Raw genomic sequence first — 18,831 nt, forward strand, 5'->3', positions numbered from 1 at the left:
ACACTACTTCAAGCATAGAAGGCCGCATATGTTGTTCGGCGTTTAAAGGTTACATTATGATCAGGGTGTTCGGTTGGAATTGGCAGTTTGCCATCTTTATATTGTTATCTTTCTCTCTCGCTCACGTTGCACGTGGAGATACTATTAAAGAATCCCCTGTTATCTTCTTTACACACGGTGATACCCGCATGGCTCAACTGCAGCCAGATGGTACCCTTAAAGGCCCAGCCTATGACCTTTTCACTTGCTCCATGGAAAAGATGAACCAACCGTTCAAGGTTAGCATTGCACCACTTTCACGAGCAAACAGCCTTATGACAAATCACAAAAACGGTGTTTGGTTCCCTTCATCCATGAAAACCACCGATGAACGTGATGCGCGTATGGTAGGCCCAGCTGGTGATACCAATCTCTATTTCTTTATGCTCAAGGATAACCCCCTAAAACCGGGAACGAGGGACTTTAAACGCAAAGCGCGGCTGACCGCCTATAAAGGCTCAGCAATGGAACGCCACTTGCTCAAAGAAAGATATGTTTATGTGGAAGGTAGTGCCGACGTACAGCGCATGATTTCCATGTTATTATCAAATAGAGCAGATGCTCTTCTTGCGGTGGATATGCGCCGTGTTCTGCCTGAAGAAACTAGAAAACTGGTTGAAGAAAATCTTCGGATGGAGCTTTTCAGAAAGATGCCAATTGGTTTTCAGATTGCAAAGCCAACTCACCTTGGTCATCCCGGCTTTACTTCAGCCTTCAGAGCTGCCTTAAATAGCTGCAAAAGCTAATCACACTATTCATGGGAGTGCTGTATGAAACTGGTTGTGGCTTCACATAATCCGGTAAAGATTAATGCTGTGGCAGAAGCCTTTGCAAAAACATTCCCCGAACAAGAATTTGAATTAGAACCGATAAATGTTCCTTCTGGCGTTGCTGACCAACCCGCCAGTGACGGTGAAACCTTACTAGGCGCTAAAACCCGCGCAGAAAACGCTGCACAGGCGCTAAGTGAAGCTGATTATACCGTAGGCCTTGAAGGTGGTATTGATACCATCGATGGTCAATTATTCACCTTCGCCTGGATGGCTGTGCGTACCAAAGACGGTAAGATTGCCACCGCCCGCACCAGCACACTGCCGCTACCACCACGGGTGGCTGAATTACTGAACGAAGGGTTTGAACTGGGCGATGCAATGGACAGAGTTTTCAATGCCCATAATACCAAACAAAAAGGTGGTGCAATTGGCCTGCTGACTGATGGCCTTTATGACCGCACAGGCACCTACGTGCAGGCCCTGTGCTTCGCGTTAGTTGCCATTAAAAACGAACTGTTTTAACTTTTCTTACTATACCCTGAAGATACAGCAGTAGCCTTGACATCTGACTGTTCGTCTATTTTTTCATTATCAGCGATATCATCTTCTTCAACGCCTATGGCATAAAACATATCATCATCCACAAACCCGTATTCTGGACGCAATGCACAATAGTACGCACCCAAAACCAGCGCTGAAACAGCAATAACCGTTCCGGCTTTAAAAGCTTGTAGAAACATAAGCACATAGAAAAGGAAAATGCCGTCTCCGGCAATTAACCCTTTGAACATAGTGCCTACGGCAAAATCAACCGGGATAAAGACAAGAAAAACGATGATGATTGTAGCAATAAGGGACAAGAACATTTTGAAGGCGTAGCCCGTTCCAAGCTGCATACCACTGGCAAATGCTTGGTCAGGCCCATTCACAGCAGTAGAAACTACAGAAAGTTCAAGCCGCATCAACGCTACCTGCACGACAATAAAACCCACTATTAACGCCGCCATCACCCCTGTGGGCAGCCCAATCATAGAGAGCCCTGCCAGCAATAGGGCTGGCCCGCTTTTCACCACAAGCGCCTGTAGTGCATAGGAACCAAACGAACCTGCAAGCGGCACCGTTGGCTTATCTGCCCGCCGAATGAACGAGGTCAAAAAATAATAGCCGCCAGCAATGGTTGCAAAAAGGCCGAATACCTGAAGAACTATATTCAGTGTCTGAGCATCCCATGAAATCACAGTATCAGTTGCAGCTGTCTGTATTATCGCTGCTGGATCAGTATAACTGAGTCCGACGGACTGTAAGGCCCATACAAGCCCGACAAACAGAAGACCATAGACTGTGGCAAATCCGAGTACTGTATCCTTCACCTGCCACGCGAAACTCATTCCGTCTTTCGCAGCAGCCCACATACTTACTTTCATTGATCATCCCCCGAAAATCTGTCGCACTATTTTTTATGCAATCTTACATATGGGGATAACTTGGTTTTCTTAAAGCCCCGAAACCACCATAGGGTGCTTTTATTCACCCGTAGTACTGAGGATAAAGTCCACCTTCCCTATTTTCTCTCAGCTTTTTAACCAATGAGAAACGTGGCTCAAGATCACTCAGATAATTGGCAATAATAGCGGCATACAACAGCCCAATACTGCCTGAAGTTAATAGGTCCATAAAATTCGTTATACTCGGCGAGGCACTTTCAAAAAGCCTGCTCAGCAACCACTCAATCCCGCCCAAAGATAAACTAATTGGCAGAACACCAATTATACCTCCGAGTATGCACGAAAAACACATAGGGATCGAATGGCGCAAAACACCCAAATTCAGCTCCTTCCATATCGATTTGGTTTCGGCATGCACACTGAACGGTAATTTGAGAAAACCTGCAAAACACAGAAATATTAGCCCAAAAAATGCATACTGAATACCTATAGAAATATCTGGAAATCCTAATTTGGCGGCGCCTGCCATTGCGCCCCAAAATATAAGAAAAATGCAGATAAGAAATACAATAGCTTTAGAAAAACCATTGGGCTGTACACTACTATCTTCATCATATCTTAAATACTTACCCCACCAAATTCTGGCAAGATATCCACCCATCAACAATCCTACCGAAGAACCTCCCAGCGCCAGCATCATATCACCCCAGGAAACCGGTGTGAGCAACACACCGTCCGCAATACTGATATTCATTGGACCACCAAGGAATGCATTAATAAACAAGCCATACCACGTCTGGAAAAGTGCATAGCCTAATACCAGAAGAAGAGTAAAAGGCAGTGTACGGTAAAAATAGCGAACACCGCCAATAGTAGAATGCATCACTCTGAACGACATAAATTTCTCACTAAAGTTGATTTATAAACAATAATCAGTTGAGTGTTGAGTTAAAGCGTAAAATTACGCTCCCTATGTTGAAAGGCTCAACTTTTAGTGAGTGAAAAGAAGTAGCAAGCTAATCAGCTTAGCTTGCCAGAATTATTCTCTTATGCTGCCATCTTGTCACTTTCTTCATCCTCGAGCGCCTCATCTTTCAAATCGGGAAACAGCTGTGTGTAAACGCTGGCACCAATTAATGCCGCAAACACTGCACGCCAAATACCACCAAGCGACACAAATAAAGCCTCAAGAAGCAATGGAGAAAACGCGGAAACAGAGGAAAGCATTCGCTCATACATCAATTCATATACCAAGGTCGGCAGCATCAAAACCAAACCAAGGAAAAAAGCACCTTGCAGCACACCAATACGCTGCGCGCCTGATTTCGTATATGCCCCCCCCCAAAACGGGCTGTCTTTTAAATTTGTCACCTTTGCAGCTAAGGGCAATGCAAAAACACCCGCCAAAGTGAGAAACAGCATTCCTGAAAACCAATACCCCAGCATAATTACTAATAAGTTCGGACTTCCGCCACTTCCTTGCCCGAAGACATAAATAGCATTGGAGATTTGAGTGACAAGCAAATTAGTGACGAGCAAAAACACAAAGAAGCGCCAGCCAAATCCTTTAGTATTGAGCTGTTTTTGCTTCAAAGTTTGCTGGTTATAGAAAATGGGTACACCATCCCAGAATGTGGCATAATCTCGCCCCAGCAGAAAAATACGTATCAGGTTAAAATACAGGCGAGAAAGCACAATAAACATGCCCACCATACTCGCAATAAAACCTAAACTGGCAACAGCAACAGAGATTTGTCCTTGTGCCACTTCAGCCAGCAAATAAAAGAAGAGATAATATAGCCCGAACATCAGTAGTAATGGCATTATTATAACTTGAGTGATCCCGAACTGTCCGCTTAAAAGCCCTTTAAAGACATGCTCAATCAACTTACCAGCTGAAATGGATTTCTCACTTGCTTCGAATGTCATAATATCCCCCAATCAATTATGTACCCTATTTGTTCCACCCGATTATTAACACCATAACATGTACAATTGCAAGTTAAACAATGCAATCAATCCTCACATAATTCCCCCTATCACTTTCTCACTTGCCGCAGCGCGGCTTTCCGCGTATAAGGCGCGCAAATGTTAGGTTTCAGGCTTTCCCCCTTGTCATGTAATTGTCATATCCGGGAAGGCTTTTTTAGTTTCCGGGCTGGCCCTCCCTTGAAGTAAAAGCCGCCCCTTATTCGTGAAAGTCTGTGTCATGAGCACAAAGAAAATCCGCAATATTGCTATTATTGCGCACGTTGACCACGGCAAAACAACGCTTGTGGATAACCTTTTTAAACAGTCTGGTACTGTGCGGGAAAACCAGCGCGTTGAAGAACGTGCGATGGATAGCGGTGATCTTGAGCGTGAGCGCGGCATCACTATTCTGGCAAAATGTACTTCTGTAATGTGGGGCGATACACGCATTAACATCGTTGATACACCAGGCCACGCCGATTTCGGTGGCGAGGTTGAGCGTATCCTTTCGATGGTTGATGGCGTGGTATTGCTAGTTGATGCCGCAGAAGGCCCGATGCCTCAAACTAAGTTTGTAACAAGCAAAGCCCTGGCCCTTGGCCTGAAGCCAATTGTTGTTGTGAACAAAGTTGATAAACCAGACGGCAACCCGGACGCTGCAACAGACCTATGTTTCGATCTGTTTGTGAACCTTGACGCGAACGATGACCAGCTCGATTTCCCTGTGCTTTACGCATCAGGCCGTGATGGCTGGTGTGATGAAAGCCTCGACGGTCCACGCGAAAACCTTCACCCGCTTCTAGATAAAATCATTGAACATGTTGAGCTGCCAAAAGTGGTACAGGACGGCAATGTAGAGAAACCATTCTCCATGCTTGTTTCCATGCTTGACCGTGACAACTTCCTTGGCCGTATCCTTACAGGCCGTATTGAAACTGGTCGTGTGAAGGTAACAGACCCAATCCACGCCCTGAACGCTGCAGGCGAAGTGATTGAAGTTGGCCGTGTATCCAAACTTCTATCGTTCCGTGGGCTTGAGCGTGTGCCAGTTGAAGAAGCAGAAGCTGGTGATATCGTAGCCATCGCCGGCCTACAAACAGCAACAGTGGCTGATACACTTTCAACAACAGAAGTATCAGAGCCTCTTTCTTCTATTCCGGTTGATCCACCAACCCTTGCGATGACATTCTCAGTGAACGATAGCCCGCTTGCTGGCCGCGAAGGTAAGCTTGTAACAAGCCGCGTTATCCGTGATCGCCTTCTTAAAGAAGCTGAAGGTAACGTTGCGATTAAAATCACTGAAACTGAAAGCAAGGATGCGTTCGAAGTAGCTGGCCGCGGTGAGCTTCAGCTTGGTGTTCTTATTGAAACAATGCGCCGTGAAGGTTTTGAGCTTGCTATCAGCCGCCCACGCGTTCTGTTCCAGAAAGATGATAACGGCCAGCGCCTTGAGCCATATGAAACAGTTCAGGTTGATGTGGACGAAGCGTATCAGGGTATTGTGGTTGAGAAAATGTCTCTCCGTAAAGCTGAGCTATCTGGCATGGTTCCATCTGGTGGCGGCAAGGTTCGTCTCACGTTTGATGCGCCTGCGCGTGGTCTTATCGGTTACCACGGTGAATTCCTAACTGATACACGCGGTACAGGTATCATGAGCCGCTCATTTGATCGCTATGACGTTTATAAAGGCGCAATCGCTGGTCGCCAGCGCGGTGTACTTGTAGCGAACGGTGCCGGTAAAGCAGTTGCCTACGCGCTCTTTAACCTGCAAGAACGCGGTATCATTATGGTGGACGCGGGTTCTGATACATACGAAGGTATGATCATTGGCGAAAACAGCCGTGACAACGACCTTGATGTGAACGTACAGAAAGCCAAGCAGCTAACAAACATCCGTGCCGCTGGTAAAGATGATGCAGTGAAGCTGACACCACCAAAAATCCTGCCGCTTGAAGAAGCTCTAGCCTATATCAATGATGACGAGCTTGTGGAAGTAACACCAGAAAGCATTCGCCTTCGCAAACGCTACCTTCTGCCGCACGAGCGTAAGAAACACGCGAAATCAATTGAAGGTTAAGCCTTTGAAGTTTTGAAAAAAGCCGGCCCCTTGCGGTCGGCTTTTTTTTGCCTTATTCTCATGAAATAAGAAAATTGCAGTTGGACGGTTGAAATACAAATCCAGCCTACCTACATAGCAAGTATAAAGAAAAAACGGCATAGCCGACACGACGACAAACGCGAGAAAAAAAATGCAAACATCACCTATTCCGTGCCACTACGGCGTAACGAAATCTGAATATGCACGCCAGGTTGCAGAGCATAACGCAGCTATCGCAGCAGCGAACAGAGGACCACGCCAAGGTATTATCAAGCGGCTAACAAAACTGTTCCGCTAGAAATTACTCTCAATAAAGAATATGTCACGGAATGCGAGCCACCGCTGCTCGCGTTTCCTATCGTGCTGCCTGGAACCTACTGTAAACCAGCTTTGCCGCTGCGAAATCTTCAACAGCAGCCCCTACGGATTTAAAGAGCGTGATCTCACCGGCAGATGATCGCCCTTCATGCTTACCCATACATAGCGAAGCCAAGTCAGCTTTTATATCTGCCTCGGTGAACACACCCTCACCAATTGCCTGAAGAATATCTCCGCCTTCACCCATTACGCCATTATGGGTATCCACAAAAACACTGGCTTTTGAAACGGCAGCACCATCCACCTCCCGCATATCAGGCTTGTATGCCCCCACAAGATCAAGATGAACACCTTTCTTGAGCCATTCACCCAGCACGATAGGTGTTTTACTGGTTGTGGCACTACTGATTATATCTGCATTTGCTGCAGCATCTGGAAGATTACCCACAGGCTGTGCATCAAGCCCAAGATGCTGCACCGCTTCACACACTGTCTTCATTTTCACTTGATCTCTGCCGTAAACATAAACTTCTTCAAGCTCACGTACCACTGCATGAGCTTCGATAAAATACGGTGCCAGCTTACCAGTGCCCACCATCAACAGGCGCTTGCTGTCAGCGCGAGAGAGATACCGGCTCGCGAGAGCGGAAGCCGCAGCCGTTCGGCGCGCTGTTAGCTCAGCTGCATCCATCAACGCCAGCAACCTGCCATCCTTCGCATCAAATAGTTGGTAAATACCGCTTACAGTCGGCAACCCTCGTTCGGCATTCAAGGGCACCACGCTCACTGTCTTAAGGCCAAAGCAATCATCATCTACCCAGCACGGCATAACAAGCATGGTGGAACCACCTTCACCAACTTCATAGTGAGCACGTTTAGGGCTTTCAAACGAAGAAGAAAAAGCACATTCGAGCGCATCAACAAGCGCAGAATATGGCGTATAATCAGCAATTTCTTTTGCTTCGATAAACTTCATCTTACCCCCTTAAGAAATAACCCTCTTTTATCCTGCATACCGCATGAAATAAGGCTTGCCTATCCCTTTTTCTAATGTAGGCTTCCTTGAAAATATGGGGAGGGATACATCAAATGGCGAAAGAAATTTCCGAACTTCATGTGCAGGATATGCACACGGCTGGCGAACCTGTTCGTATCATTACAGGCGGTTATCCTGAACTGAAAGGAAACACCATTCTGGAAAAACGCCGGGATGCTCTTAAGAACCATGATCGCTTGCGGGAAATCACCATGCTTGAACCGCGCGGACACGCGGATATGTACGGCGTTATCCCAACAGCCCCTTCCCACCCGGATGCTGCTTTAGCGGTTCTATTCACCCACAATTCTGGCTACAGCACCATGTGTGGGCACGCCACCATTGCCATGGGCCGTTATGCTATCGAAAGCGGCATTGTAGAAGCCAAAGAAGGCCTTACAGAATTTGTATTGGAATGCCCGTGCGGGCCAGTGCATGTAAAATCCGCAACATCTGAGGGTAAAGTAAGCCATGTAAGTTTTGAAAGTGTTGAAGGCTATCTGGCGGAACGCGATTTGGAAGTAACACTTAAAAACGGTGAAACCGTTACCGTTGATATCGCCTACGGCGGTGCTTACTATGCCTTCGTACCAGCATCCCGCCTTGGGCTTGATCTTTCGAACAGCCCGCTTGAGGATCTGCGCCGCGCGGCAGTTAACCTTACCAACACCATTCGTGAAAATCACGCCATTACGCACCCGAAAGAACCTGATCTTGGCTTTCTTTACGGCACGATCATAACAGATGATGGACCACTGAAAGACGGTGAAGTTAACCCGCATCTCTGTTATTTCGCGGAAGGTCAGCTTGATCGCAGCCCAACAGGAAGCGGTGTAACAGCGCGGCTAGCGCTTGCGCACGCAAAAGGACAGATGGACCCGGGCGCTTCTTATAAGTTCTGCGGTATCAGCGGCATTCCGTTCAAAGGCCGCATCGTGCGTGAAACCACTCTGGGCGATCAGACAGCTGTTATTACAGAAATTGGTGGCAGCGCGCATTATAGCGGCACAGCCACTTTTACCGTGGAAGAACATGATCCCTTGCCAAACGGATTACCAATCCCGGAAACCGCTGGGGCCATTTGGCGCGCCTAATCTTAAAAGGTATTAAATCTGGCTAAACAGATACAGATGATACTCTCATTACCAAAGAATATCAGCTGTATGTCAATCCCATCAGGAAATCAGCCGTAACCATTGAAGCATCACATCCCCTTGCTTTTTCGAGCATGTTTTCTGCTTCCATATAATTATTCAATTGCCTGTATATTTCTGCGTGGGCAAGATAGTAGGGAGTATACCCTTCTACTTCAGGGATGTCTTTAAGCCTTTTAAGGCCAGCCTTAGGCTCACCACCAAAGGCTTCAGCCACGCTGTAACTAATTTGCACAACGGGGCTATCAGCCACCTGCTCAAGCGCATTATAGAGCGCGCATATGGCGGCCCAGTCTGTTTGCTTCCACGTTGGCGCCAGAGCATGTACAGCAGCTATTGAGGCTTCGATATGATAACGACTGAGGGCGTGCCCATTTTGGGAAAGCGGCATATGACAGAGCGCCTTTTCCGTTAATTTATGGTCCCACAGCTTTCGGTTCTGTTCTTTAAGCAAGAGTAATTTGCCGTCTTCATCCATCCGGGCATTAAACCTACTGCTTTGAAAGGCTAGAAGCGCCACCAGTGCATGGGCTTCTGGTGTCGTTGTCTCTTCATCCGCCACAATAACTTCAGCAAGCCTGAGCGCTTCAAACGCAACATCCTTCAAAATCAACCTGTCCCCGAACCGCGGGGCATATCCTGCGCTGAACATCAGGTAAATTACTTTCAATACTGTCTCCAGACGGGCTTTCACTTCAAAACGGGAAATACCAGAAAGCAGCTGTTGCTCATCCAATCTTAATTTTCTTTTTGCCCGCGCCAGCCGCTGTGCTGCAGCACTTTCACTTATCAGAAAAATACTTGCTATCTCACTTGCTGTGAAACCACTCACGATCTTGAGCGTCAGCATAAGCCTGTCTTGTTCGGAAAGCACAGGATGGCAGCATAGAAATATCAATTTCAGTTCTGGGTCAGAAAGTCGGGGATCGGAAATATTATCGGCTACGCCCGTTTGTTCACGAGGGTCATTATCTTCTTCAAAGAGACCTTCCCGCCCTTCTCTCCTCAGGCGATCAATAGCTTTATTTTGGGCAACACGGGCGAGCCATGCGGCTGGTTTATCCGGCATGCCGCTATAAGGCCAGCTACTGATTGCAGCCAGTACCGCTTCTTGCACCATATCTTCTGCCAGTTCCAACCTGTGCGGACCAAGCCGGTGAACGAGGTTGGCTATCAACCGCCCCCGTTCCCGCCTCGCTAACTGATCAAGCCTGTTTGGATCAAACGCTGTCATGTTTGCTCGGGCTTAAACATCATGGATTTCGCGGATATCCATGGAGATATTATGTTTCATGTGCGGATGGCTTTTTGCGATCTCGAGCGCCGCATCATAATTTTCCGCTTCAATAATCATCAGGCCACCAAGTACCTCTGCGAGCTCCGCGAACGGGCTATCATGTACTTCTGTGTTGCCGTTTACGCGGGTAACGGTTTTACCAGCTTCATCCATCAACTTATGCCCGCCTTTATAGATGCCGCGCTCGGTCATTTCCTCAACCCAACCCACATAGTCTTTGATGATATCCATATAATCTGCTTCGGAAAGGCCCTGATAACGATCAGGCGCGTGATTAAGCAGCAGTGCAAATGATTTCATGTCTCTGTTTCCTCGTTGACAAAGCGAGCGCCCAGCGCGCTTGCTTACCCCTATGTCGAACGGCGAAAGGCAATATTGACATATTTTTTTAAAAAAATGAAAGGCTATGAATTCTATAGGCTTAACCAATGCCCGGCTCACTAATCGATTCCTCTGCCACTCGTACATACTTGACAATTATCAATCAAATAACATATTTGATAAAAATCAACTATATTCTGGAGAGAAATGATGGAGATTATTAAAACAGTGGTCATAGACCGCACAGCGGATGAAGCCTGGCACATCGTCGCCGAAGAATTCGACCAAGCTTATAAATGGATGAGCTTTGTGCATCATTCCCACAAGGTTGATAGCGACGATACCGCTAATGGTGCCCCAGTAGCGGGCAGAGTTTGCGAATTCACAGATAATCCAGATGGGCTTAAAGCCATTGAAAAAATCCTGAGTTATTCGCCAGAGAATAAGCAATTTGTATTTGATGTAGTGCCTGTGAATGCTCCACGTATTTTCCCAGTACACAAAAACATTGTAACTATGTCTGTAACAGCGCTCGGTAACGATAAAGCTGAAGTCAGCTGGACATCTAATATAGAGCTAACCGCCTTTGGTTATATCCTCTATCCCTTCCTGAAGTTTGGCCTTTCCAAACAATTCGGGCAGGTTCTGGCTGACCTTCAGACCTATGCCAACAAAACACCAGCTGCAGCTGCCGCTTAACTCCCCATATATGAAAGACCCAACCATGCTACGCTTTGCCCAACTTTTGTCCGGCTTGTTTGTGCTTGTTTTAGGCACATCAGCCCTAACCCTTATCTTCGCCCCTGATGCTGTAAATCTGGCTGCTGGTTTTAATGCCAATACAGATTACGGCTTCACTAACATGCGTACGCTGGGTGCACCGCTCCTGAGTATTGCACTGATCACTGCTATCGGTGCTTTGAAGAAAGACTGGATACTGCTTCTACCGGCATCACTTTATTTTCTCTTTAATGGAAGTGCGAGAGTGGTATCGCTCTTTAATGAGCAATATGACCCTGTAATGCTGCGTGGGCTGCTGTTGACCTTCGGCTTATTTGCGCTTTCCCAATTGGCACTGCAAATCTTCCGCCGCGCTACGAAAAAGATACAAACAAAAGATGCCACAATGGCACAGGCCTAGCACGACCTAGTGGCTGCTCCCCCCGCACCAGCCGCCAGCAAGCCCCGGTAGGGTTTTAAGGAACATCTATGTCGCGCAGGTTCTTGGACAGTATGTCTGAAACCCTGAAGAATGTTTCCAAATCCTTCCGGGCAATGCCTTCAGTGAGCTTTCCCGAAAACTCAGCTTCGAGAGCTTCAATTCCTTCAAAAAACGCAAGGCCTTTTGGTGTGAGCTTCAGGATTTTACTCCGGCCATCATCAGGGTTTGGTTCACGCGTTACCATACCCGCTTCCACAAGCTTATCTATAAGCCGCACAACCTGCGCCTTATCTCGCTTGAGGGTATCTGCCACATCCACCAGCGTTACATTTTCACCAGACCAGATCAGCCGCATAGTCCTCAACTGCTGCGGCGCAAGATCAGCCCCCAAAGCACCAAGGCGCGGTGCAATTTGCTGGCCCATATCATGGCTTAGGCGAAAAGCCACTTCATGCACTGTCCGTGTTTTCTTCAAAGCTCTGTCCTCGGCATAAACAACGATGATGATTGATTGCTACATATATTGTTGACGAGCATCAACTATATTCAGTGTTGCACTTAATAGCTATCTCACACGCTTCCTACCATACTCAAGCGCTTCTGCATTCACTGATGATGATCGATAATTCGTTTTATAATGTTTTTTATATCCGTATTCTCGAACAGAGGCTTTCTGGGTCACGACTTCAACTTTTTCCGCTGGGCTCTCTTTGGTATCCAAGTCGTATTCGTCAATAAGATACTCTTTCAGCTTCACATCTATAGTAGCCCCATATTGCTCAGCATATTCCACCATTACAGGAACAACTTCATTCCACATCCCCAAGAAATCAGCAATATTACAGCGTATTCTTATTTCATGCGCTGTCCCTTTATGGAGATATAATAAAAATCTACTCTGCTGCTTTATGAAGTATAGATGTGATGTATAAGTCCAGCCAATATGGAGGCTTTCCCATGGTATTGGCCGTAAACTGTGGCGGCTATAGACCAGCCCCCCCCTAGAAAAACAGAAATACGCCGGCGGTTGAGTAAAATAGTATAAGGTCCTGATCATATTAAACAAACAGACTACACCCGCAATCACAGGCATAAGCAATCGGCTAAAATCAATTCCCTCCCAGCCATTTCTAATACCACCCCACTCATATGCTGCATAACCAGAAAACAATACGAAACCGATTGAGACAATTAATTGTCTCCAAAGTATCCGTCTTGGCTGCGTAAAAGTTACCCCACCCCCATCGTTTACTGTCATATATCAACCTTTATTCTTTTTCGCGCCGTAGCCGGATGTTGGGCGGGGATGCTCTGTATCTTCTTTCAGACCCCAATTATATGTAAGCTCTTCAAATTCATCGTCTTCCGCATCCACCATACGGTCAGGGATATGTTTTTCTATAGCTTCATAAATCGCCCCTGTTTCCATAAGGAACGAAGCACGCGGCAATTGCAGCAAACCATGAAGAAAACCACGCTCTACCAGCGAAAGCCTGTGGGCCAAATTCATATGTTGGCGGTATTTTTTCTCGTCTTTCAGGTGGATGTTAAGCTTCTCATTCACTTCAAGCACATCATCCCACGGGATAAGAATATTCCCAAGGCCGCTATAGATTATACCCGCATCAGAAATATGAAGTGTCGGGTTATCTTCCCGCACCCAAAGAAACCCCCGAAACGCGCTGTAAGCCATAAACGGGAGCATAATATAAGGCACAAAATATTTAAGAACACCTGACCATTCTGGCACTTCAAGCACCACAACCACTAACACTATTAAAGCTAAAAACTGGCCCCAGAAAGAAAGCCAGCGCAGGGCATTATTGCCTCTGAATTCCATGATATTCCTCGCCTGTCGTCTTTTATTTTATGTAGGCAGTATGACGGCAAACACAAGCAATGGAAAGATATTAAGGAAATCGCTGTATTGATGCTCTTTAAGCGAACAGAAGCGCGTCTTCGTCTTCACCTTCATGTCCATCATCAAGCATCGCCTGCACATTCTGGACAGTTTCAAGGAAAGAAGAAATAGTAGACGCCATTTCATCTGCCGCAGCTGCAAGGCGCTGGGAGACCTCCATCACGTCACCAGCTTCAAGGCTTGCTTCATCAGCCTTACCAGCAACACCTGTGATTTCATCGGCGACAGACTGCGTCCCTCTGGCCGCCTCCTGCACGTTCCTGCCCACACTGATAGTAGTTTCATCCTGCCTTGCAACAGCGGAAGAAATCTCACCTAGGGTCGCGTTCAGTTCACCAATACCGCCAGCGGTTTTTTCATTGGCTTCAACAGCACTTTTGGTCGCTGCCTGAATTTCTTCTATCTGCTGGGAGATTTCACCTGTGGCATCCGAAGTTTGAGTTGCCAAATTTTTCACCTCGCTCGCCACCACAGCGAAACCTTTCCCAGCCTCACCTGCACGCGCTGCTTCAATAGTGGCGTTCAGCGCCAGCAAATTGGTTTGGTCGGCAATATCCTTAATCAGGTTCAGGACTTGGGAAATCTTGCTGCTGTTCCCCACCAGCCTACTGATGGCTGCATTACCTTCTTCTGTCGCTTCAACCGCATGGCCAGACATAGTGCCCGCAGTTTGCACCTGATCACTTACCTGCCTGATAGAGGCCGCCATCTCATCTGATGCTACTGCGAGCGACTGCACATTTGAAGATGTCTGGTGGGTTGCTGCCATCACGCTATTGGAGCTTTCAGAAACACTGCTGGCGATATGCACCATTTTTTCCGCCGCTTGTTTCAATTCTCCAACACAGGTTTGCAGCTTTGATGTTGTTTCAGTGCTTGTGGAACGGAAACTGGTAATCAAGTGGCTAATTTGACCAGCAGCAACTGCCCTGCGCTGCGCTTCTTCAGAGTCCCGCTGTTTCTGGGTTTCAATTCTGCGCGCTTCTTCTTCGGCCTGTTCTTGCGCCAAGCGCTGTTCTTCCTCTCGGCGACGGCTATCAGAGAGGGCAGACTGCGCCTCCTCACCTTCAATAATCGAAAGCCGCATATCTTCCACCGAACGCGCAAGTTCACCAATTGCATCGCCCTGCTCCCGGCAAGCGACAGGCGTTGTCCTGTTACCGCCCGCAATTGCCATCACTGCATTTCGCACCTCGGTAAGAGGGCCTGTGATCGAACGCCCTACAAGAATGCTGAACACAACAGCCACCACACTGGTGAAGGCAATGGTAACGAGCGCTTGGTTTTCGGTAGAACGCTGGGTTTCTATCCACACCGCCTGCGCTTCATCTCTCGCAGCTTCTGTTTCTGATGAGATTGTCCGCAGTTCCTCAGGGATATTTTTATAAAGCGCTGATAGCTGCCCAGTAAGCGCAGTTTTCTGCAAATTCATATCTGCAAACTGATTAAATGTAGCGCTGTACGTTTGGATAAGCGCCAAAAGCTCAGCGCGTTCACCCACTGGTACAGTTGACCGTTCAAGTGCGGTTTTAAATTCTTCCACACGCGCATCATGGCGCGTGATATATTTTTCCTGCTGTCGGAGAATAAAATCTTTCTCGTGGCGGCGCATCATCAGCATAAGGATGGTCAGGTCTTTCGCCCCGTATCCTTTAAGCTTTTCTTCCACCGCGTGCACGGCGGCACGTAGTTCCCCTTCCATGCCTGAGGTTTCATTCAGCCCGATAGCAGTGATAAGCGAAGATACTTCCTTAAACACTTTACCGTGCTCAACCAGTGCTTCCTTCGCTGTCTGAACACTGTCCCTTAGCGCGCCAGCGGGGAGCTGGGCGATAAGTGCATCAGCACGCGCGAGCGCATTCGCAGCCTCAGTCCGATAAGAACTGATATATTTTGGATCTTTCCGGAGAAGGAAATCCTTCTCATGCCGGCGCATCTGCAGCGCCGATAAATTCAGGGATTTAGCTTCCGTGGTATAATACTCATTTTCTGAAAAGGTATCGCTTGCTGCATCGAGCTTCTGGCCAGCCGAAAAAATAGTGTAGCCAATAACCAGAAAACCAATCAGCGCAGTCGCCACCGTGGCCGCAATACGCGCCCTGAGCGATACATCCGTAAACTTAATCATACCAAACCCCACAGCTCCGGGTGATACGGTTCATCACCCAAGCCCCCAAGCGTCCCTACTTAGGGTAGTTTTGGCAGGGGTTTGTTACGCTTTTATAGAATTTTTAAGACAGTCCATATAACTACAAAAGAAAAGGCGCCATAAACGCCTTTTCTATGCATCTGCTATAAAGGTGAAGTAACCTTGCGTTTCTCTATTAACCTTCCATTTCCGCAATCATCTGCCAATAACTGGTTAATTCCTTCATGGTTTCAATGGCTAATTGGCGGCCGACAGCTTCATCACTAAAACCTTCAAGGAAAGTGTGGCGTTCAAAACCACGGTTAGTGGCAATAAATTCCTGTCGGTTAATCACAGGAGGCATACCATCCGTAAACAAGCTGGCGATATTCTCACCTGTTTCAATCTCAATCACATTCATCTGAAAGGCAAAACCAGATTCTGTTTCCATACTTGGGGTTAGGAGGATTTCAATCATCAAATCCGCCTTACCAACCATGGCTTTGGTTTCCAACGAGTGTGTGTTCACCTCTTCATTGCTGGCTGCATCAGCCCCAGTCGTCCGAATTGCCATTTCCCGGTTAATCACTCGCGTACCACCCCGGATCATGGTTTTTTTGAAGCTGCTTTCCAGCTTCATATTCAACAATTCCCTTAGATTTTCTCGGGCCTGATCTTTGTTCAAACGACGGGTACCAGATGTAACTTCAGTCGTTCCTGGTGAAACATTGGCCGTTGTCCGCCCTGTATAGGGGTTGTGGCTGGCGCTAGCATAAGCGCTTGAACTGGCAGCTACATAATCAATATAATATGTGACAACTTCATCAGAAAATTCCCGGTTCCAGAATAGTATAAAACGGGGCCTGCTCTTCTTTTTATTTTCCCGATAGAAGGCTTTGATAAATTCTTTCTGATCAGGCAGTTTGGGCTCAGGTGCTTTTTTCATCACCGGCGGTACATTCGGGCGTTGCTGTGCGGAAACCGAAGGCACATAAAACGCGGAACAGGCCAGCGCAAAAACACAGGCTTTCATAAATAGCTTCATGCTTAATCCCCTTCGTCTACTTCAATAAGAAAATACCCCACGCCAGTAGAAATAGATTTTTCGGAATAAACCTGCGTGGCTTTTGGTGATAAAAACACTCGCTTCCAAACGGTTGTTGGTTCAAGCGGCATCTGGTTCATATCCATAAACGAGGTTCTTACCAGCACTTCTTGATTATAATCCGTACAGTTAACAAGCCGTGTCATAACTTCAACCGTACCTGTCGCTGTGCGTTTCGAAAACACAGCCTGTGGAAGAATTTTCTTACGAATGTTTTTATCAACAATTTGCACAGCATTCAGGGGAATTGCTGCCATGGTTGTTGGCACATCCGAAATAAGAGCCGGGCCCGCGCCTACTACATTTTTATAGGGGCGAAAATCACATTTCACTGTTGGACCAACAGCAGTTGAGGCTTCTGCAACAGAAGCCCCTGCTGCAAGAACCGCAGCAAGCGTTAATATTTTTTTCATCTTAATTCAGCCTGTAAAGTATCTATTGGTGCTTCAACAAGCAGCCAATTTCGGAAGTTCATATCCTTCTGCTGGACACGCTTTTTCTGTTTGCGCATTTTCTTCCATGTCATACGAGCGCCGGGGCTTGATTCCGGAACATTTAATGCGCTACGCGATCTGGTCCATATAATGCCGCAGGTATCACCCGCACCCATCATGTAAACTTCTGATGGCGATGCAATATCACCGTGTGGGCCAGAATAAACGGTTGAATAGCGATACTCCCCAACACTGCGGAACGCGCCCGTGCTTACTGTTACCAAATCAGGCAAGTTATCCCACATACGTGTATCAGCTTGCGGCTTTGAACTGGCAGATACAGCAGAGAAAATACCGCCAATAATAGCAACCCCAGCCCCGATAAGAGCGGCATCAGAATCTCCCGATGCGAGGCCTGCGAGCGCCACGCCTGTTCCTACAGTTGCCAGTCCATCGCCAATGGCATCCGTTGTTTCCTTAAAGGAAGCTTTCCCTTCAAGTAAGCCATCAATAGGGCGGCCACCGCGCGTGGAAGATTGCCAATAAACGCTTGAAGCAATTTCATTCGTAAATTCTGTTGTCGCGCCTGTGCGGTTCTCCACGATGAACCTGGCATTGGTTTCACCAAAGCGTTCATCTTTCTCAAATTTCAGAATTTCGTTATATTTACCTTCGCCAATTTTTTGTGGCCCTGCACCCAATTCTGAAATCATTAATGTATTATTTTCTGGCGCTGGCGCCGCTAAGTTAGGGCGCACTTCGTTGGCCCGACGGAAGGGTTCTTCCCCACTTCTACCTTGGCACTGAAGTGCCCAACCGTCCAGATAATTCAAAACCGCAAAATCAGCTTGGAATTCTTCCAGATCAGAGACCGAATCCTGATATTCGCCAGCACGAAAAACGGCCCGGGCGTTTTCATAATCTCCAATCCGAAGATAAAGCAGCCCACGATAATAATATGCCATAGCGCGTTCATATGGCTCGCCTTTAAAATCTTTTACAGATTCCTCTTTAAACTTGGATTTCGCGGCTTTCGCCTGTGGGTTATCAGCATAAATTGCTTCGATTTTATCAATCGCACGATCAAACGCCCATTCAGCATGCCCATAATAACCTGCTTCCATTGCGGCCAAACCAAGACGGTTCAAATTCAACGTGGCGTTCCGTTCACCTTCAATGAACAAGCTTGAATAAAACGGCTTTAACACTTCAGGTTTATCTGCGACAAAGTTCGAAATTTCTGCTGGATATGGCCCCATACCATATTGTTTGCGAAGATTTTTCGTTAAGGAAGCCAATCGTTTATCATAAGCTTTCTGCGCTTTTTTATTAGCCTTTTTAACTGCTTTCAGTTCTTTTTTTACAACCTTCAAATCAGCCTTCATTTGCTTTTTTTCAGCTTTGGAAAGCCCACCAGCTTTAAGGGTTGTTTTCAAATAGTCATGGCGTGCCTGTAATTGCTGTTCATGCGCAAGTGCATCCTGGCTAACAGCAGGTTGGCTTCTCAGCGCCAGAAGAGCGGCACTATCGTCAGCGACCACAGGTGTAAATGCAACCAAGCCGCAAATGGCGACAGTCGCTAATAAAGTTGATTTCTGCATCTTTTAACCCCCAAAAGAAAAAGCCAAC

At 47.0% G+C, this 18,831-nt stretch carries 20 protein-coding genes; 7 read left to right on the plus strand and 13 right to left on the minus strand.

The genetic code is table 11. The annotated features are described in order from the left end of the window. Window positions 1–56 precede the first annotated feature (56 nt). Window positions 57–785, plus strand: a complete 729-nt coding sequence (locus tag MF542_RS01745) for a hypothetical protein (protein ID WP_247015311.1) — start codon at window positions 57–59, stop codon at window positions 783–785. 24 nt (window positions 786–809) lie between these two features. Next, a complete protein-coding gene (gene yjjX, locus MF542_RS01750) occupies window positions 810–1,334 on the plus strand; it encodes an inosine/xanthosine triphosphatase (protein ID WP_247015314.1) in 525 nt (174 codons plus the stop codon). Here the strand turns inward: yjjX and MF542_RS01755 are convergent. The 3 genes from MF542_RS01755 to MF542_RS01765 all read right to left on the minus strand — a co-directional run bounded on the left by MF542_RS01755 (window position 1,331) and on the right by MF542_RS01765 (window position 4,186). Further along, window positions 1,331–2,236 carry a hypothetical protein gene (locus MF542_RS01755; protein WP_247015316.1) on the minus strand — a complete coding sequence of 302 codons (906 nt, stop codon included), beginning with the start codon at window positions 2,234–2,236 and terminating at the stop codon, window positions 1,331–1,333. The two genes, yjjX and MF542_RS01755, sit on opposite strands and share 4 nt — an antisense overlap. Window positions 2,237–2,339: 103 nt before the next feature. Next, on the minus strand, window positions 2,340–3,155 hold the full coding sequence (locus MF542_RS01760; protein WP_247015319.1) for a hypothetical protein: 816 nt from the start codon (window positions 3,153–3,155) through the stop codon (window positions 2,340–2,342). A 149-nt stretch (window positions 3,156–3,304) separates the two neighbouring features. Beyond that, window positions 3,305–4,186, minus strand: coding sequence for a hypothetical protein (locus MF542_RS01765; RefSeq protein WP_247015321.1), 882 nt, complete (start codon window positions 4,184–4,186; stop codon window positions 3,305–3,307). A gap of 280 nt (window positions 4,187–4,466) precedes the next feature. Between MF542_RS01765 and typA the strand changes: the two genes are divergently transcribed. Next, a complete protein-coding gene (gene typA, locus MF542_RS01770; protein WP_247015323.1) occupies window positions 4,467–6,305 on the plus strand; it encodes a translational GTPase TypA in 1,839 nt (612 codons plus the stop codon). 172 nt (window positions 6,306–6,477) lie between these two features. Continuing rightward, window positions 6,478–6,624, plus strand: a complete 147-nt coding sequence (locus MF542_RS01775) for a hypothetical protein (RefSeq protein ID WP_247015325.1) — start codon at window positions 6,478–6,480, stop codon at window positions 6,622–6,624. Between the two features lie 57 nt (window positions 6,625–6,681). Here MF542_RS01775 and lhpI read toward each other — a convergent pair whose 3' ends face one another. Next, window positions 6,682–7,620 carry a bifunctional Delta(1)-pyrroline-2-carboxylate/Delta(1)-piperideine-2-carboxylate reductase gene (gene lhpI, locus MF542_RS01780; RefSeq protein ID WP_247015327.1) on the minus strand — a complete coding sequence of 313 codons (939 nt, stop codon included), beginning with the start codon at window positions 7,618–7,620 and terminating at the stop codon, window positions 6,682–6,684. A gap of 113 nt (window positions 7,621–7,733) precedes the next feature. Here lhpI and MF542_RS01785 point away from each other — a divergent pair, with 113 nt between their 5' ends. Beyond that, complete coding sequence (locus MF542_RS01785) at window positions 7,734–8,774, plus strand: proline racemase family protein (RefSeq protein WP_247015329.1); 1,041 nt, start codon at window positions 7,734–7,736, stop codon at window positions 8,772–8,774. A 61-nt stretch (window positions 8,775–8,835) separates the two neighbouring features. On the opposite strand, the gene MF542_RS01790 is transcribed toward MF542_RS01785, so the two are convergent. Both MF542_RS01790 and MF542_RS01795 read right to left on the minus strand, forming a co-directional pair. Beyond that, window positions 8,836–10,068, minus strand: coding sequence for an RNA polymerase sigma factor (locus tag MF542_RS01790; RefSeq protein ID WP_247015331.1), 1,233 nt, complete (start codon window positions 10,066–10,068; stop codon window positions 8,836–8,838). A gap of 12 nt (window positions 10,069–10,080) precedes the next feature. Continuing rightward, window positions 10,081–10,431 carry a YciI family protein gene (locus tag MF542_RS01795; RefSeq protein WP_247015333.1) on the minus strand — a complete coding sequence of 117 codons (351 nt, stop codon included), beginning with the start codon at window positions 10,429–10,431 and terminating at the stop codon, window positions 10,081–10,083. Between the two features lie 231 nt (window positions 10,432–10,662). Between MF542_RS01795 and MF542_RS01800 the strand changes: the two genes are divergently transcribed. Together MF542_RS01800 and MF542_RS01805 are read left to right on the plus strand one after the other, a co-directional pair. Next, a complete protein-coding gene (locus MF542_RS01800) occupies window positions 10,663–11,151 on the plus strand; it encodes an SRPBCC family protein (protein ID WP_247015335.1) in 489 nt (162 codons plus the stop codon). Between the two features lie 25 nt (window positions 11,152–11,176). Then, window positions 11,177–11,593 carry a hypothetical protein gene (locus MF542_RS01805; RefSeq protein ID WP_247015336.1) on the plus strand — a complete coding sequence of 139 codons (417 nt, stop codon included), beginning with the start codon at window positions 11,177–11,179 and terminating at the stop codon, window positions 11,591–11,593. A gap of 55 nt (window positions 11,594–11,648) precedes the next feature. Here the strand turns inward: MF542_RS01805 and MF542_RS01810 are convergent, their stop codons facing one another. From MF542_RS01810 to MF542_RS01840, 7 genes are all read right to left on the minus strand, one after another. Beyond that, on the minus strand, window positions 11,649–12,089 hold the full coding sequence (locus tag MF542_RS01810; protein ID WP_247015338.1) for a MarR family winged helix-turn-helix transcriptional regulator: 441 nt from the start codon (window positions 12,087–12,089) through the stop codon (window positions 11,649–11,651). Window positions 12,090–12,179: 90 nt separating this feature from the next. Further along, window positions 12,180–12,872, minus strand: a complete 693-nt coding sequence (locus tag MF542_RS01815; protein ID WP_247015340.1) for a hypothetical protein — start codon at window positions 12,870–12,872, stop codon at window positions 12,180–12,182. Window positions 12,873–12,875: 3 nt separating this feature from the next. After that, on the minus strand, window positions 12,876–13,454 hold the full coding sequence (locus MF542_RS01820) for a hypothetical protein (protein WP_247015342.1): 579 nt from the start codon (window positions 13,452–13,454) through the stop codon (window positions 12,876–12,878). A 97-nt stretch (window positions 13,455–13,551) separates the two neighbouring features. Next, window positions 13,552–15,663 carry a methyl-accepting chemotaxis protein gene (locus MF542_RS01825; RefSeq protein ID WP_247015344.1) on the minus strand — a complete coding sequence of 704 codons (2,112 nt, stop codon included), beginning with the start codon at window positions 15,661–15,663 and terminating at the stop codon, window positions 13,552–13,554. 196 nt (window positions 15,664–15,859) lie between these two features. Beyond that, window positions 15,860–16,708 (minus strand): hypothetical protein, encoded by an 849-nt coding sequence (locus MF542_RS01830; protein WP_247015346.1) that lies wholly within the window; start codon window positions 16,706–16,708, stop codon window positions 15,860–15,862. A 2-nt stretch (window positions 16,709–16,710) separates the two neighbouring features. After that, the gene (locus MF542_RS01835) at window positions 16,711–17,181 is read right to left on the minus strand and encodes a putative periplasmic lipoprotein (RefSeq protein WP_247015348.1); all 471 of its coding nucleotides are present in this window, start codon (window positions 17,179–17,181) and stop codon (window positions 16,711–16,713) included. After that, window positions 17,178–18,803, minus strand: a complete 1,626-nt coding sequence (locus MF542_RS01840) for a COG3014 family protein (RefSeq protein ID WP_247015349.1) — start codon at window positions 18,801–18,803, stop codon at window positions 17,178–17,180. Before MF542_RS01840 ends, MF542_RS01835 begins: the two co-directional genes overlap by 4 nt. Window positions 18,804–18,831 lie beyond the last annotated feature (28 nt).

Source organism: Kordiimonas laminariae (assembly GCF_023008165.1).
In the GTDB taxonomy this organism is placed as follows: Bacteria; Pseudomonadota; Alphaproteobacteria; order Sphingomonadales; family Kordiimonadaceae; genus Kordiimonas; species Kordiimonas laminariae.